Origin of the sequence: Psychrobacter sp. MES7-P7E (assembly GCF_002863645.1) — a bacterium.
Taxonomy (GTDB): Bacteria; Pseudomonadota; Gammaproteobacteria; order Pseudomonadales; family Moraxellaceae; genus Psychrobacter.
On the sequence record NZ_PJBU01000075.1, the window covers coordinates 25,336 to 41,101 of the forward strand.

Sequence of the window (15,766 nt, forward strand, 5' to 3'; positions counted from 1 at the left end):
CTGTTATGATTATTTTTAAAGCCAAGAAAGTGGTCTAAAAATAATTATTAACAAGAGCCCGAAGAGTTCAGCATTATGAGTTGTATATTGCTAGAATGTCGTTAGGATTGAATTGGCGTATGTTAGACCATGTGCACAAATATTGGTCTGATTGAGTAAACGCTTTAGATGAGCATCTTGACTAATACGCAAAATAGTGCTGATAATAAGCATAATATCGAATGCGCTATTTTAGTATTGAGAGCACATCTGACATTCTTGGACAAGAACATCATATTAATAATTTTAAATCGCAATTACGTGATCAACACAACGGAGACTATTCATGTCGAATAAACTATTAGATCTTATCCAATCCTCTAATGCTAAATGGGTTGATTTTCGCTTTACTGATACACGCGGCAAAGAGCAGCACATCAGCTTTCCAGCGCATACCGTTGATGAAGATGTTATGGAAGATGGCAAAATGTTTGATGGCTCATCAATCGCTGGTTGGAAAGGTATCGAAGCGTCAGATATGATCTTGCGTCCTGATCCAGAAACTGCTTTTGTTGACCCGTTCTTTGACGCGGTGACTGTGGTAGTGACTTGCGATATCATCGAGCCATCAACGCTACAAGGTTATGACCGTGACCCACGCTCTATCGCACGCCGCGCTGAAGAGTATTTAAAGTCTACTGGTATCGGTGATACTGCTTACTTTGGTCCTGAGCCTGAGTTCTTTGTATTTGACGATGTTAAATGGTCAGTCGATATGTCTGGCGTTAGTCATAAAATCACGGCTGAAGAAGCAGCATGGTCGACTAACGAGACTTACGAGTGGGGCAACATGGCGCATCGCCCACGTGTGAAAGGCGGTTATTTCCCAGTACCACCAATCGATAGCTCACATGATATGCGTGCTGTTATGTGTGAACGCATTGAAGAGATTGTTGGTGAAGGTTCAGTTGAAGTTCATCACCATGAAGTAGCGTCTTGCCAGTCTGAGATCGGTGTTGCATTCAACACGATGGTACGTAAAGCGGATGAAGTTCAGCAATTGAAATATGTTGTTCATAACGTTGCGCATCAGTTTGGTAAAACAGCGACCTTTATGCCTAAGCCAATCGTTGGTGATAACGGTTCAGGTATGCACGTACATATGTCAATCTCAAAAGACGGCGTAAATACATTCTCTGGTGATGAGTATGCTGGTCTGTCTGAAACAGCATTGTACTTCATTGGCGGTATTATCAAGCATGCTCGTGCGTTGAATGCGATTACTAACCCATCAACGAACAGCTATAAGCGTCTAGTACCACATTACGAAGCGCCTATCAAACTTGCTTATTCAGCATCTAACCGTTCAGCATCTATCCGTATTCCACATGTAAGCAGCCCGAAAGCGGTACGTGTAGAAGCACGTTTCCCTGATCCAACGGCTAACCCATACCTAGCGTTTGCTGCACTATTGATGGCTGGCCTTGACGGTATCCAAAACAAAATGCATCCAGGCGAAGCTGCTGACAAAAACTTGTATGACTTGCCACCAGAAGAAGAAGCACAAATCCCAACGGTTGCAGAGAGCTTAGACGTTGCACTACAAGCACTGCGTGACGATCATGACTTCTTATTAAAAGGCGATGTATTCACTGAAGACATGCTAGAAGCGTTTATCGCTTTGAAAGAAGAAGAAGTACAACGTCTGAACGTAACTGTACACCCTGTCGAATTTGACATGTACTATAGCTGCTAATTAGTCGCTAAAACACTCATTTATTTTGAGTCACAAAACCAGCTAAGTTATTCTTAGCTGGTTTTTTTTATGGGTATCAACAAAGTACATCAGTCCAATTGCTGAATTTTCTTTGAAATTGCTGCTGATTTCATGTCAAAACTCACGCATAATAGTTTTATAAAATTATATTAATAGTAGACACTATTTAGGTTGATGGATTATGACTTTATTAGCAAAACCGAGTTTCTTGAAGGGTAAGATTAGAGTTGCGCTATGGACTACGGTTGCTCTCGCTAGTCTTTGTACATCTCTCACGAATGCTGCACCTATTTATAAAGTGGTCGATGAGCAAACCGGTCAAGTCACCTTTACCGACCGTCCACAGGATTATGAGCAGCAAGCTGGCAAACAAGTCAGTCAAATGGCTATTACGACAGGTGATGAGACGAGCAGGTCAACTAGTCTGAATACGACAACCAATTCTAGTACAAGTCGCCAATCATCAAATGCGTCGCAGACAGTGACTGCTACTGAGTCGCCTGCGATAAATACTAAGGTTACCACGCCAGTAAACTATCAGTTAGTAATTACTGAACCTAGCGAAGAGAGAGCCTATCGTCGTCCAGTACAGAATATCGATGTCAATGTGCAGATTAAGCCTGCGTTACAGGCAGGTGATAGCGCCCGTATTTATTTTGATGATAAAGAGGTTGCACAAGGTTTAAGTGCATCTATTGCTACTGTTGATGTTTTGCCAGGTGCTCATACAATCAAGGCTGTTATACAAAGCGAAAATGGCCAAACACTTGAGCAAATCACACGTACTGTATATGTGATTCAAAATACAACCACATTGCAAGACAACAAAAGAAAGGCAGCGCAGCTATTGGCTTATCAAAAGCTAGCTTGGTATCAAAAATTGATGTTAAAGCTGCGTCAACAGGAAGTTGCTCAGTCACAATAATGGTCTCAATAATGATTGAATATAATGGATAGATATCGCTAGCAAAATAGAAAGGCAAGCACCGTTAACGATGCTTGCCTTTTTTAATGTAAATCACTTATTTTATTTTAACTATAAGCTGTCTTATTTAGTTAACTCGATGGTACCGTTAGCAGTCACAGAAATAGTGCTATTACCAGACTCAAAGCTTTGGCTTGGTACTGACTCGTCTGCCATTCCTGATTTCATGCTCATAGCGCTATACATTGGACGTGGATAGTTGCTACCTGTGTTTAGGTTAACATTGACGACGCGGTAGCCACGAGCATCCCAAGCGCGGGTAAGGCTCTTAGCTTGCTGCTGAAAAGCGCGAGAAGCTTCGGTCATTAATTTTTGTTCTAGCGCATCTTTTTTGGTATCTGATACGCCAAAATTAAGATTGTCCATCACTAAGGTTTCTTGTAAGTCAGCAATTAGTTGGCTAGTCGCTGAAAAGTCTGTACTTTTTAAATCTATGTTTGCTTGACCTGTCCAGCCGATGATTTTATCGTTTTTGTCATAGCGTGGATAGGTGCGCTGTTGCCCTGTGCTCACGGTCACGCTAGGGTAGCGCTTGGCAATTTTCATGGCATTGTTGATTGAGGTGTTAAGCATTGTAGCTAAAGTCTTAGAGTCAGTTGCTTGTGCTTTCTTGTACAAGCTGGCTCGTACTTCATCGTTCTGAATCTCTTCTTTTATTTCTGTCTGAAATGTCAGTTGATCATAGCCTGTTGGCTCTGCATGGGCGCTACCCATCATCGCTGTCATGAGACAAACCGTACCAGAAGCTAGTGCTGCTTTATTCAATAAAGTATTTTTCATTATTATCTCCTAAGTTGATTCTAATAATATATAAATGACAATTATCAACGCTCATTCATACATGAAAAGTTGTCCCTATTGTTCTCTAGAAATCGACATGGGTGCAACTTCATTCACTAAAATAGCAAAATTCATATAAGTTGCTGTGAGAATTTTGTGACCTAAGTTACTGATATAATTTGTGCTCATACATTGCGGACCTGAGCTAATGAACTAAATGACAGTGCTATTTAGGGCCTAAAGCAAACAGTTTTAAGATAGGGGTTGTAAAATTAAAAATTTCTTGTATAATTTGCGACTGGTGGCTCCATTGGTAGCCTCGCAACATTGTTCTATGAATCCCGCCAGGACCGGAAGGTAGCAACGGTAATAGTTATAGTGTGTGCCGAGGATGTGCTGATGGAGTCGCTTTTTTTTGCCTAAAATTTGATAATTATATTTATAAAGTATCAAAGACATATTTGTAATGTATTAAGCCCTTCATTGTAAAGGGCTTTTTTTGGGTCAAATTTTTGTCTGATGGTTAGCTAATTGCTTATGTAGTTTTCAATTTAATTTCCTGTTCGATTTCCTTTATAGTTCCGATCTAGTTCTAAGGTTTTATTGATTAATATGAGTTAAAATACAATGTATTAACTTTTTATTAACATTCTAGACACCTTGGAGTTTGATTATGAAGATGTTTGTTTGGCTATTCATTGCATTTTTGGTGTTGGTAGTTGTGTTTGGGGTATCTATTTTTAATAGATTGGTACGCGCACGTAACCAAGCAAAGAACGGCTTTGCTCAAATAGATGTGCAACTAAAGCGTCGTCATGATCTGATTCCAAACTTGGTCGAAACTGCCAAGCGTTATTTGAGTCATGAAGAAGAAACACTCACTCGCGTCATTAGCGCGCGTAATCATGCTCAAGATCTACAAGACTCTAATAAGCATCAGCCAGACTCGCTAGAGCATATGGCACTGTTTGCAAAAGCAGAAGGTATGCTGTCCAAAGCGTTGAGTCAATTTTCCGCTGTCGTCGAAGCCTACCCAGAGCTCAAAGCCGATAGTATGATCAAGGAACTCATGGACGAACTAACCAATACGGAAAATCGCATCGGATTTTCCCGTCAGCATTATAATGACAGCGTAATGTTTTATAATAATGATCGCGAAGTCTTTCCTAATAACCTCGTTAGTACGACGTTTGGCTTTCGTCCACTCAGTCAGTTGGTATTCGAAGACAGAGAAGCGATTGCTCAGGCACCGATTGTCAATATGGGCTAAGGTTTAGACAATTTTGGCGAACTCTAGGCAGCCCAATCTGATGGATTTTTTTGGTGAACAGCGGATACGTACGCGGCGCAGTCTATTACTTTATGGACTGTTTTTCCTGATTGTACTTGCTCATATGGCAGTGGGACTGGCTGTCATGTCTATACTGCTGACAGTATTTACAGGCGGTATATACTACTGGGTATTGGTTCTGGTCATTGTCTTGACGTTAGGCAGTTTCGTTGGTGGTAGTTTTTTAGAGTATCGACGCCTGCGAGCAGGTGGCCGCGCTATTGCTCAGCGAGTAGGGGCGGTTAGGCTATTCATTGATAACAGCCAAGAAGCATGGGAGCACAGTCAAGGAGTCGCTCATCAACACGAAGCTGAAGAAAGGGTTCGCTATAGTTCACGTCATATAGCAGTACGTGACGAGCGCGATTTTCCGCCCGTTTATCGTCGCTACTATGAAATCGCTCAACAACTGGCCATTGCGGCAGGTTTGCAAACCCCTGTTTTGTACGTGCTACCTGACGAGCAGGGTATCAACGGTTTCGTCGCTAGTCGCCATAGCTCAGATATGGTACTCGTCGTTACTCAAGGTGCGTTAGATAAACTGTCTGATGAGGCGCTATACGGACTCATTGGTCATGAATATGGTCATATATTGCACGGTGATGCTACGTTCAATTTACAGCTGATGGTGGTATTGGCAGGCTTGCAGATACTATACGACTGGAGTGACCCAATATCTAATTACCGTTATTTTGATAGCGATAGTATTTCACAAAAGTTTCTATCACAGAGACAGGTTGATACGCTTGCACGCAATACAGAAGCGCAAACCGCTAATTTCACCACGCATAGTGAATGGGTCGCTTACTGGCAGCAGCAATCACAACAACAGCAGTACTCAGCCAAGCGTCAGTCTAAATGGGTACAAACGCCACCTATAATAGATCGTCAAGCCCCGCGTAGTGTCTGGACATTGCTACTGCATGGTTTAAGCTTCTCTAGCATGGCAAGCGCGCAGTTGATTAAGCACAGTTTTAATCGTGAGCGTGAGCTACTTGCTGATGCCACTAGTGTTCAATTGACACGTACACCTGCGATTATCGAAACCTTAAAAGCCATTCATCAAGACTCGCTCGGCTCGCGTTTGTCTGGCATCGCCGATATCAACGGACTCAGCCATTTTTTCTTTGCTAGTAGTGGGGCAGACTTAGGTGATGTGTCATGGTTTGCCACCCATCCAAGCTTGACTGAGCGTATGAACGCTATTAATGCGGATGCTTATCATCAGTTCGCGGTACAAGTCGCCAAAGAAAAGCGAATAAATCAGCAAAAGGTCAAAGAAATATATAGGCAACGCCGCTTAGGTGATTGGGGAGCAACAAAAGAAAATAGCCTAAGTGAATATTTGCCAGAAAAAAATACGCGTCACTCGTCAGTATTTGAGACTCAAACAGCTGCAACGATTAATACAGGTGACAATAAACAGACAAGTGACAGAAAAGTTCTAGCTGAGTCTATAAGCGAAAATCGTAATAAAGATAATGGCGAATTAGAGATTGATGACGGTTTAGAGTTTGCCGTAGAAGCTGATGTGGTGGTCGATGGGCGGCTTCAAGTACAGGCCGAAGACGTTGGCGTTCATCAGCTATTAAAACCGTGGCAGTCCAAACCTGACGCTGACCTACCAGAAAACACATTAATTGGGTTTGATGATATTAAAAAGGTATCACTACCTCAGTACATACTCAACCATAGTCATCATCCTTTAGGTGCGCTAGCATTAGTCGAAGCTGTCTTGCTTTGTCATCAGCATCAATCATTATCAACGACTGCCACTTATAGTTTGAATGATATTTGGAATGATGGCTTCTCTGTTGCGACTGACTCGACTTCCCATGAGCAAGTATTGCCACATAGGATAGATACTAAGCTGATGACAGTAGTAGCCAGTTTGGACAGGCGTTTAGACAGCGCTTTGATTGAGCTCGTCTTAAACCAATTGCATCAAAAGAATTTATCTGAACTATGTATTGAAGATCTAAAGCTCAAAAGTAAAAACGATCATAGTCACGACAGTCATCAGTACTATAAAAAACAAGAGAAATGCCGTACGATGTTGTTGCGTTATCAGCAGGGCATATTTGAGCTGTTTAACCAACAGCTGACATCTGACTTAACCAAAAGCTTAGCTTATGATTCGTCAGATAAAAATATAGCTAGTGATAACGCTCATGCGGTTGCGATTACTCTGAATAACCCGTTAGCTTTAGCACATCAAAAATCGCCAATATCATCATTATGGCAAGCGCTACATTTGCAGCAGTTACTACCGATATTGTCTAAAGTTTTACAAGATACAGACGCGCAGTCTCTATGGCCGCAAATACTAAAGACTGGTATGGAAGACGTAAGGGCGCAACTAGATCCTTCAAGTCAGGCGTTTACAGGACTTAGTAAATCAGAAGTATCAGTTGTTGTCTTATTGGCTTATCGACTATCAAAAGATGCCAAAGGCCAGATGATCTCACTGCATGACCAATCGCTATTGAGTGAGGGTACTGACAGTGTGGCGCATTATATTGTAGATTTGAGACGGCATGCGCGCTTGATTGATATTGATCTTATGACAGTAAGCGATGTTAATTTACAGTGGCTATTATTGACCGCACAGCACTTGAATAGCATTCAGTTATTGGCGATTATTTCTGCGGTTCCTGTCTCTGCCAATCACTTTATCAAGCGCTTGGTAGGTGATCCGAATGCTGATAATTATCGAGAGAAGCAACAGGATGGTAGTCAAATAGATTATAATGAAAGTGAAATGAGCCAGCCTACTCATAATGAGTATCGCCAATGGCTAAGTACGTTGCATACGGTGATGTTACACGATACGATAATCAGCCAAGATGAATACGATTGTTTGTTGGCAATATCAGAGCGTTGGCTCGGTATTCGACAGCTGTTTTGATGGGCATGTATTTATTACTTAATTGATAGTATAGCGCATGCTTAATGAGAGCTGCCAAAAGCATAAAAACATCTATAAATGATATAAACAAAATGAGTAGGATAGTAGAGTCGAATGAGTGATACCCAAGACCCGCTAACTGTATTACAGCGCCGTGTGCAGCAACGCCAAATTCTAGCGATGATAGGTATCAATCAGTGGGTACAACCTGAGTCAGAAACCATCAATATGGCTGACATTGCGACAGCTTCGGTTGAGCAGTCAAATATTGTTTCCACTGATATTGAGTCTAGTAACAATGAAGTAGTGAGCGTTGGAATTTTAGGCACAGTTGATCGATCGACTGATGGTTATGATATCAATGATTACAATGCTAAGGGCTATGTTGCCGATGAGTATGATCCTGATTTGCAAGCTACCGCTGAGCAGACGGCTAGCGAGCAAAGCCCTGTTATTTATAGTTTTGATTCCGTTGATTCAACTACTGTTAGTTCAAGTACTGGGTCTATCTATCATGACATCCCAAGTACTACATCGAACCAAACTGCTGTAACCTCTACGAATGCACCTATTGAGCAACCTCAATTTGCGCAGAATAATTTTCCGCAAAGTAGTTTTCCACAGAGTGCTAGTGATGACAGCATAAATGATGATAGCTTAAAAAAAGTAGTACCATTTGACTTGCAAGGTGGCCGCTATGGTGACTGGGTAATAGTGGTTGATATCAAAGCGCTAAATAGTGACAGTCAAAAACTATGGCAAAACATCATTCAAGCGCTATCAATCACTTGCGAGACAACATCATTCCCGATTTGCGACGGTATGGATACTGCTGAGCTTGCCAATGCCAGTCTTGCAGGATATATCTTTCGAATTGGCCGGAGTGAAGAGATACAAGTTGCTGCACTGACAGCGCTGCCTAACGGCCTCCAACATCCCAATCTGACCACTGTGCCGACATTAGAAGCAATGCTCGCAGACAGTGATGCTAAACGTCAGTTGTGGGAGCAGATATCTCATTGAGTTGTATAAAAACTAACATCGATACCATTGCCTTTATCAACAAACTGAAATAAAAAACATCCTTTTATTTCATCATACCTAGGACTGTGATTATGCCTACAACCCCAACGTCTACAGCAACTGCCACCCCGCATCGCCTGCCAAATTTTTGTGCTGGTCCTGCTACTATGCCAACAGCCGTATTAGCGCGCGCGCAGAGCGAACTGCTTGATTGGCAAGGTCGCGGCCTGTCGGTCATGGAAGTCAGCCATCGTAGTAAAGAGTATATGGCCATTACTGACAAGGCGGAAGCTAAGCTACGCACGCTTATGGAAATACCAGATAACTATAAAGTGCTGTTTTTGCAAGGTGGCGCAAGTTTGCAGTTTTCTGCGATTCCATTGAATCTGTTAAATGGCGGACGCGGTGACTATTTGACGACAGGAGCGTGGTCAGGTAAAGCAATCAAAGAAGCTAAGCGCTATGAAGCATTGGGTTTGGGCGAGATTAACTTAGTTGCGACTGGCAAAGAGAGTAACTTTACTGACGTACCAGCGCAAAGCGGTTGGAATATCAGTGAAGACGCCGCTTATTTTCATTACTGTGCCAATGAAACGATTCATGGTTTACAGATATTTGAGCCGCCACAAGTAGATGCGCCAATCATTGCTGATATGTCATCTTGTATCTTGTCACAGCCGATAGATGTGTCTAAATTTGGCATGATCTACGCCGGCGCACAGAAAAACATCGGTCCTGCAGGTCTAGTCATTGTCATTATCCGTGATGATTTGATGGGGCAAGCAAGTGAATGGTGTCCTATGCTGCTGAACTATGAGCATCAAGCTGACAAAGAGTCTATGTCTAACACGCCAGCGACGTACTCTTGGTACTTAGCAGGGCTAGTGTTTGATTGGTTGGAAGAGCAGGGCGGTGTGGCTGCTATCGGTAAAATCAATCAGCAAAAAGCCGATTTACTTTATAAGACAATCGATGAGAGCAGTTTTTATAATAATCCAGTAGATTCTAAGTATCGTTCTATCATGAACGTGCCGTTTACTTTAGCAGACAGCAGCCTTGATAAAGTATTCTTAGAAGAGTCAGAAAAAGCTGGTTTGTTAAATCTAAAAGGTCATCGCGACGTAGGCGGTATGCGAGCCAGTATCTACAATGCCGTACCACTTGAGTGGGTACAGCAGTTGGTTGACTTTATGATTGCTTTTGAAAAAAAGCATGCATAAGTCATAATAGCCTTTAAAATAAAAGACGCTGCTTTTACAAGTTGCGTCTTTTTTTATGAGTGTATTTGTCGATGCGCAGTTTTAGGAAGAAGCGTTTAATATCTGCCGCCATTATATCTAATATCAATGATGTCGTACTGATGGATGCCGCGTAACACGGCAAACCATTAGGATGAACTACCCACTACCTTATAGGTAGGGGTTTCTTAGGTAACGCTCATACTTGACACGATATTCTGTATCAGCGGTTAAGCGAATTGACTAAGCTAACCCTGTCGCACCGACAGTTTTTGAGTGTTTAGCCAGTAGCAATCCTTGATTTAAGATGTTAATACTGGCGTTGAGGTCTCGGTCATTTTCTTGCAGGCAACTTGGACAATTCCAAGATCTTAACGACAGCGGTAATTCAGCTTTCGTTAGCAAGTGACTGCATCCTGAGCACGTTTTAGAGGATGGATACCACCGGTCTATTTTAACAAGCGTTTTACCGTACCATTCCGCTTTATATGCCAGCATGGTGGTAAAGACCGACCAAGCGCTGTCCGATATGGCTTTGGCAAGTTTCCTGTTCTTAACCATACCCTTTACATTCAAATCCTCAATAGCAATAACATCGTGGTTTTTGATGATATTGAATGAGAGCTTATGTAGAAAGTCTTTGCGGCTATTGGTTATTTTCTCGTAGACTTTAGCAACTTTAAGTTTTTGCTTTTGGTAGTTACCGCTCTCTGATAGTTTACGTTGATCCGCTTTGGCCACAGCTCTACGTTTGGCTAAAATCTTTTGTTCTCGCACCAGTTTATCTTGCAACTTTGCCAGAAACTTAGGATTGGCAACTCTGCATCCATTTGATAAGACGATGAAGTGGGTCAGTCCTAAATCAATGCCGATATTAGAGTGAGTCTTTGGTAGTGGCTCAACGACCGTTTCAACCAATAGGCTGACGTAATACTTGTCTGATGGGGTTTTGCTTATGGTGGCACTTTTTATTAAGCCGTTTATTTTACTGGGGAATTTGGCGTTGATGTGGCCTATTTTAGGCAGTTTAACGGTGTTTTTTGTGACGGCTACCGTTCCCTTTTGATTGTTGGTGGTGTAGCTGTCTTTAATGCCTTTTTTCTTGAATTTAGGAAAACCTGAGCCTTGTTTGAAAAACTTGCTATAGGCAGCTCTTAGCTGTTGCTGTACGTTAGCCAATGCCAGGCTATCCACTTCTTTGAGCCATTCAAACTCTTTTTTGTACTGAGCTGGGGTGTTGTTTAGGGTGGTTTTAGTAGCTTTGTAATGATCAATCTTATCACCAAGCATTTTATTCCAAATAAAGCGCGTACAACCGAATGATTTAGCAAAGAATACTTGCTGATCGGCATTAGGATATATCCTAACTTTATGGGCGTTTAGAATTTGAGTGGGCATACAGACGGTGCTTATATTTCGTGCTATATTTATTATTAATAATACCACATGTAGAAATAGTTACTACCAACAATGCATTCATCCCACTACTTTAGAAGTAGGGAGCTTCTGCGCTGAAGTGTTAAAAAACCTAAGTTTGCTATGATAAAATTTTGCTATAACGCTGTTTTGCTGTCAGGCTTTACGTTTTGATATTTATATTGGTTAGCATAGAGGTTTGTTATAACGTCATGATAATAAAAAACGCCCTGTTAAAAGCCATGTTGCTAACCATCACCGTCAGTTGGATACCGAGCAGTATCGCTGCACCTATCACGACGACCGCGCTTGGTCACAATAGCCCTACTGAGTACATCAATGCACCTTACTTACCTTATGCCAATCCAAAAGCGCCATCAGGGGGCACGCTTTCTCTAGATGCTCGCGGTACGTTTAATAGCGCCAATAAATGGATGACCACGGGTGTCGCGATGATTGGCACAGACTATCTGTATGATACTTTGATGACTGGCTCATTAAATGAAGCTTTTACCATGTATCCGCAGCTGGCAAGTAAAGTGACATATGATCCAGATGATACGAGCTGGATTATCTATCATCTCAATCCTAATGCTCGTTTTTGGGACGGGTCTACTGTGACCAGTCGCGATGTAAAAGCAACTTTTGAGGCGATATTGAACAAAGGCCCCATGTATATTCGCAGTTATCTAAGTGATATCAAAGACATTCAAATCATTAATGATCAACAAGTAAAGTTTGTCTTTGCCTCTGCTGAAAACAAAGAAATTTTGCTGACCGTTGGCCAGTTCCCTATATTTGCCAAGTCTTCCATTGATACCGATTTTGAGAAAATCAGTCTGTCACCATTGATGGGTAGTGGTCCTTATAAATTGGGACGCGTCGATGCGGGGCGTTCGGTAAGTTATATACGTGATCCCAATTATTGGGGTCGTGATTTGATGGTCAATCGTGGCCGCTACAATTTTGATATGATCAAGTTTGTTTATTATCAAAGTGATGAAATTGCCTTTGAAGGTTTTAAATCCGGTCAATACCGTTTTCGCCCCGAAAATAAAGCATCTAACTGGGTAACTGGGTATAATTTCCCCGCAGTGAAAGCAGGGCTTATCCAAAAAGAGACGATAATCAGCCAAAACCCAGTACCGATGCAAGCGTTGGTGATGAATTTGCGCCGCCCAATCTTTCAAGATATCAAAGTTCGCCAAGCATTGACGGCTGCTTATGATTTTGAATGGATGAATAAAACCTTATTTCATGGGCAATATGAACGCTTGCAAAGCTTTTTTCATGGCTCAGAGCTCGCCGCAATGGGTACGCCATCTGACGCAGAAATGCAGGTGTTGACGCCGTTATTGTCTGAGCTTGAACCGACTCAGCGTAAAGCAACATTAGAAGAATGGCAGCTATCCACCAGTGATGGTAATGGTTTTAATCGTCAAGGATTATTAGAAGCGCGCCAGCTTCTATTAGAGGCTGGGTTTTATTATGAGGATATGAAACTATATCAGCCTGATAGATCGCTTGCCCAGATTGAGATTTTGATGACAGGCGAGACCATGGGCCGTGTATTGTTGCCTTACATTCGCAATCTAAAACGCTTGGGATTTGATGCAACCTTGCGTCAAGTCGATGGGCCGCAATATTATGAGCGTATGCGCCGTTTTGACTATGACATGGTCGTGGACGTATTTGCTCAAAGCCTATCTCCTGGTGCTGAGCAAGCGGCATTCTGGGGAAGTGCTGCTGCTGACGAGCCGGGTAATCATAATAGTGCTGGTATCAAGAATGCAGCCGTCGATAAAGTCGTTGCTGCCCTTGGTAATGCTAAAAATCGTGATGAGATTGTACTGTATACGCAGGTGCTAGACCGGTTGTTGCGCGCAGGACATTATGTTGTACCGCTATACGGCAAATCTGGTACAAATGTCGCCTACTGGGATCAGTATCGCCATACCGAAAAACTACCGACCAATGCTGTTGGTATTGATTACTGGTGGGTCGATAAAGAGGCAGAAGGGCGTATCAATAAATATTTAAAGCAGTAGACAGTATTTATATGAGGTTTGACCTTGTGATAACGGACAGCTGAGCCTATATGCTGTTTTATTAAATATATGCTGTTGCTATCAAATAACAGTTAGATTAGGGCGTGTCCTCATTTTAAAAATGGTGATAAAAATGAGATAAATTGCCGTCAAACGAGGAAAATAGTGCAGATAATATCGAGATATTGACCAACTATTTGACGATGTTTGGCAAAATTTAGCTATTTTTAGCCCATTTAGAGGACACTCGTTTGAATTGAGGACACGCCCTAGATAACTCAAAATAACACGTAACAAAAATAACTACCGGTAAGGATTTAATATGAGTATTCGTATTCACCCCATTAAAGCATTTAGCGATAACTATATCTGGACATTGATTAATGAAAATAATAAGCAGGCGATTGTCATTGATCCAGGTCAAGCCCAACCGGTCATTGATTATCTAGAGACGCATGAGCTCGAACTAACCTCGATTTGGACGACTCACCATCATCATGATCATATCGGCGGCGTTGCAGAGTTGCAGGAATCGTATCCGATGACTCATCTGGTTGCGCATAGTGAGCATGGCGTCGATGAAGATCAAACTATCAAAGACGGTAGCACGGTGAGCGCATGGGGCTGCTCTGCGCAAGTCTGGGATGTATCAGGGCATACCGCTAGCCATATGGCCTATATTTTGGATATCGATGGGCAAAAGCATTGTTTCTGCGGTGATACGTTGTTTAGTGCAGGTTGTGGACGTGTGTTTACTGGTACGATTGAGCAACTGCATGAGAGCTTTAAGCGTTTGAACGGCTTGCCTCATGAGGCGCTACTGTATCCGGCGCATGAATATACGGCCAGTAACCTGCGTTTTGGCCTGTCTATTGAACCTGACAATGAATCGATGCAGCAAGCCTTAGCACGAGCAGAGGTACAAACTGAACAAGGCATGGCAACGCTACCAGTGACACTAGAGCATGAGCGCACGGTAAATGTGTTTTTACGTACACAAGAGCCGAGTGTAATCGCAGGAGTTAAATCCAAAATGCCTATCGATGATGAGAAGTCGTTAACGGTATTTGCAGCGTTACGTGAGCTGAAAAACAACTTTTAAAGTAAGTTTTTAACAAATAGTTTGCTTTTAAGCACCTATTTAATACACCACAATTCGCTGCTGAACGTCATTGCTATCTCTCTTTATTTAGGAAGTCGCCATTATGGGTCGTTATATCTTAAAAAGACTACTACTGATATTGCCGACACTATTTTTGATATTGCTTGCCAATTTTGTGATCGTACAGGCGGCACCGGGCGGGCCTGTTGAGCAGCAGCTGGCACTTATTGAGCAGGGCGCAAAAGATAATGCGCTTGGCGGTAATATTGGTGCGGGCAGTGCAGGTGGCAACGACAGTACTTATCAAGGCACGCGTGGTCTCTCTGAGGAGATGGTCGCTGCGATCAATGCTCAATATGGCTTTGATAAATCCGCTCCAGAGCGATTTTGGCTCATGCTAAAGAACTACGCTCAGCTAGATTTTGGTGAGTCGTTTTTTAAAGGGCAGTCGGTGACCGATCTTATCATAGAGAAGCTGCCAGTCTCGATATCGCTTGGGCTGTGGAGTACGTTGCTCATCTATATGATCGCTATTCCGCTAGGCGTCTATAAAGCGATGCATCATGGCTCAGGCATTGATAAAGCCACTGCTATGCTGCTAGCGATCGGACATGCAATACCTGTGTTTGTCTTCGCAGTGATTTTACTGGTTTTCTTTGCAGGTGGCAGCTATTGGAATATCTTTCCATTACAGGGACTGACGTCCGAAAATTTTGATCAGCTAAGCGCGCTTGGTAAAGTGAAAGATTATTTTTGGCATTTGGCGTTACCGCTGCTGGCAAGTACTGTAGGCGGTTTTGCAGGTTTGACCTATCTGACCAAATTCAGCTTTTTAGAGGAGCTGGGCAAACAGTATGTACTCACTGCTCGTGCTAAAGGCTTAGGTGAGCGTCAAGTACTATACGGACATGTTTTTCGCAATGCGATGTTGATTATTATCGCAGGTATTCCGGCCGCTATCGTTGGTATCTTCTTTGCCGGTAACTTTTTGATTGAAATTATCTTTAAACTTGATGGCCTCGGTTTACTAGGTTTTGAAGCCATTCAACAACGCGATTATCCAGTGATATTTGGCACACTATTTATCTTTACCTTAGTGGGGCTGCTACTACAGTTAATCAGTGATTTGAGCTATCACTTAATCGATCCTCGTATTGACTTTGAGGGGCGCTAATGTCAA

11 protein-coding genes and 1 other RNA gene are annotated in these 15,766 nt (G+C 42.4%); 10 read left to right on the top strand and 2 right to left on the bottom strand.

Translation table 11 applies throughout. The features are described from left to right. The first annotated feature begins 325 nt into the window (after positions 1-325). Positions 326-1,735 carry a type I glutamate--ammonia ligase gene (gene glnA / locus CXF62_RS03965; RefSeq protein ID WP_057760355.1) on the top strand — a complete coding sequence of 470 codons (1,410 nt, stop codon included), beginning with the start codon at positions 326-328 and terminating at the stop codon, positions 1,733-1,735. 202 nt (positions 1,736-1,937) lie between these two features. Continuing rightward, positions 1,938-2,681: a DUF4124 domain-containing protein gene (locus CXF62_RS03970; protein ID WP_102093007.1), complete on the top strand. Its 744-nt coding sequence runs from the start codon at positions 1,938-1,940 to the stop codon at positions 2,679-2,681. Positions 2,682-2,804: 123 nt separating this feature from the next. Here CXF62_RS03970 and CXF62_RS03975 read toward each other — a convergent pair whose 3' ends face one another. Beyond that, positions 2,805-3,521, bottom strand: coding sequence for an SIMPL domain-containing protein (locus tag CXF62_RS03975; RefSeq protein ID WP_102091728.1), 717 nt, complete (start codon positions 3,519-3,521; stop codon positions 2,805-2,807). Between the two features lie 308 nt (positions 3,522-3,829). Between CXF62_RS03975 and ffs the strand changes: the two genes are divergently transcribed. The 5 genes from ffs to serC all read left to right on the top strand — a co-directional run bounded on the left by ffs (position 3,830) and on the right by serC (position 10,002). Continuing rightward, positions 3,830-3,926, top strand: an RNA gene (gene ffs / locus CXF62_RS03980) — signal recognition particle sRNA small type. Positions 3,927-4,194: 268 nt separating this feature from the next. Then, entirely contained in the window at positions 4,195-4,791 is a 597-nt protein-coding gene (locus tag CXF62_RS03985) for a LemA family protein (RefSeq protein WP_102093008.1), read from the top strand. Positions 4,792-4,804: 13 nt separating this feature from the next. Then, positions 4,805-7,759 carry a M48 family metalloprotease gene (locus CXF62_RS03990; protein WP_228153157.1) on the top strand — a complete coding sequence of 985 codons (2,955 nt, stop codon included), beginning with the start codon at positions 4,805-4,807 and terminating at the stop codon, positions 7,757-7,759. Positions 7,760-7,873: 114 nt separating this feature from the next. Beyond that, positions 7,874-8,782, top strand: a complete 909-nt coding sequence (locus CXF62_RS03995; protein ID WP_102093010.1) for a DNA polymerase III subunit psi — start codon at positions 7,874-7,876, stop codon at positions 8,780-8,782. 92 nt (positions 8,783-8,874) lie between these two features. Beyond that, complete coding sequence (gene serC, locus CXF62_RS04000) at positions 8,875-10,002, top strand: 3-phosphoserine/phosphohydroxythreonine transaminase (RefSeq protein WP_102093011.1); 1,128 nt, start codon at positions 8,875-8,877, stop codon at positions 10,000-10,002. A gap of 261 nt (positions 10,003-10,263) precedes the next feature. On the opposite strand, the gene tnpB is transcribed toward serC, so the two are convergent. Beyond that, positions 10,264-11,418, bottom strand: a complete 1,155-nt coding sequence (gene tnpB / locus CXF62_RS04005) for an IS200/IS605 family element RNA-guided endonuclease TnpB (RefSeq protein ID WP_102093012.1) — start codon at positions 11,416-11,418, stop codon at positions 10,264-10,266. 233 nt (positions 11,419-11,651) lie between these two features. Here tnpB and CXF62_RS04010 point away from each other — a divergent pair, with 233 nt between their 5' ends. The 3 genes from CXF62_RS04010 to yejB all read left to right on the top strand — a co-directional run bounded on the left by CXF62_RS04010 (position 11,652) and on the right by yejB (position 15,760). Continuing rightward, positions 11,652-13,484 carry an extracellular solute-binding protein gene (locus CXF62_RS04010; protein WP_102093032.1) on the top strand — a complete coding sequence of 611 codons (1,833 nt, stop codon included), beginning with the start codon at positions 11,652-11,654 and terminating at the stop codon, positions 13,482-13,484. A 322-nt stretch (positions 13,485-13,806) separates the two neighbouring features. Then, positions 13,807-14,586 (top strand): hydroxyacylglutathione hydrolase, encoded by a 780-nt coding sequence (gene gloB / locus CXF62_RS04015; protein WP_057760343.1) that lies wholly within the window; start codon positions 13,807-13,809, stop codon positions 14,584-14,586. Positions 14,587-14,689: 103 nt separating this feature from the next. Further along, positions 14,690-15,760, top strand: coding sequence for a microcin C ABC transporter permease YejB (gene yejB / locus CXF62_RS04020; protein WP_057760341.1), 1,071 nt, complete (start codon positions 14,690-14,692; stop codon positions 15,758-15,760). Positions 15,761-15,766 lie beyond the last annotated feature (6 nt).

What these genes read in the sequence shown, in the direction of transcription:
- glnA (WP_057760355.1), top strand. Translation starts at nt 326, where the DNA reads ATGTCGAATAAACTATTAGATCTTATCCAATCCTCTAATGCTAAATGG.
- CXF62_RS03970 (WP_102093007.1), top strand. Translation starts at nt 1,938, where the DNA reads ATGACTTTATTAGCAAAACCGAGTTTCTTGAAGGGTAAGATTAGAGTT.
- CXF62_RS03975 (WP_102091728.1), bottom strand. Translation starts at nt 3,521, where the DNA reads ATGAAAAATACTTTATTGAATAAAGCAGCACTAGCTTCTGGTACGGTT.
- CXF62_RS03985 (WP_102093008.1), top strand. Translation starts at nt 4,195, where the DNA reads ATGAAGATGTTTGTTTGGCTATTCATTGCATTTTTGGTGTTGGTAGTT.
- CXF62_RS03995 (WP_102093010.1), top strand. Translation starts at nt 7,874, where the DNA reads ATGAGTGATACCCAAGACCCGCTAACTGTATTACAGCGCCGTGTGCAG.
- serC (WP_102093011.1), top strand. Translation starts at nt 8,875, where the DNA reads ATGCCTACAACCCCAACGTCTACAGCAACTGCCACCCCGCATCGCCTG.
- tnpB (WP_102093012.1), bottom strand. Translation starts at nt 11,418, where the DNA reads ATGCCCACTCAAATTCTAAACGCCCATAAAGTTAGGATATATCCTAAT.
- gloB (WP_057760343.1), top strand. Translation starts at nt 13,807, where the DNA reads ATGAGTATTCGTATTCACCCCATTAAAGCATTTAGCGATAACTATATC.
- yejB (WP_057760341.1), top strand. Translation starts at nt 14,690, where the DNA reads ATGGGTCGTTATATCTTAAAAAGACTACTACTGATATTGCCGACACTA.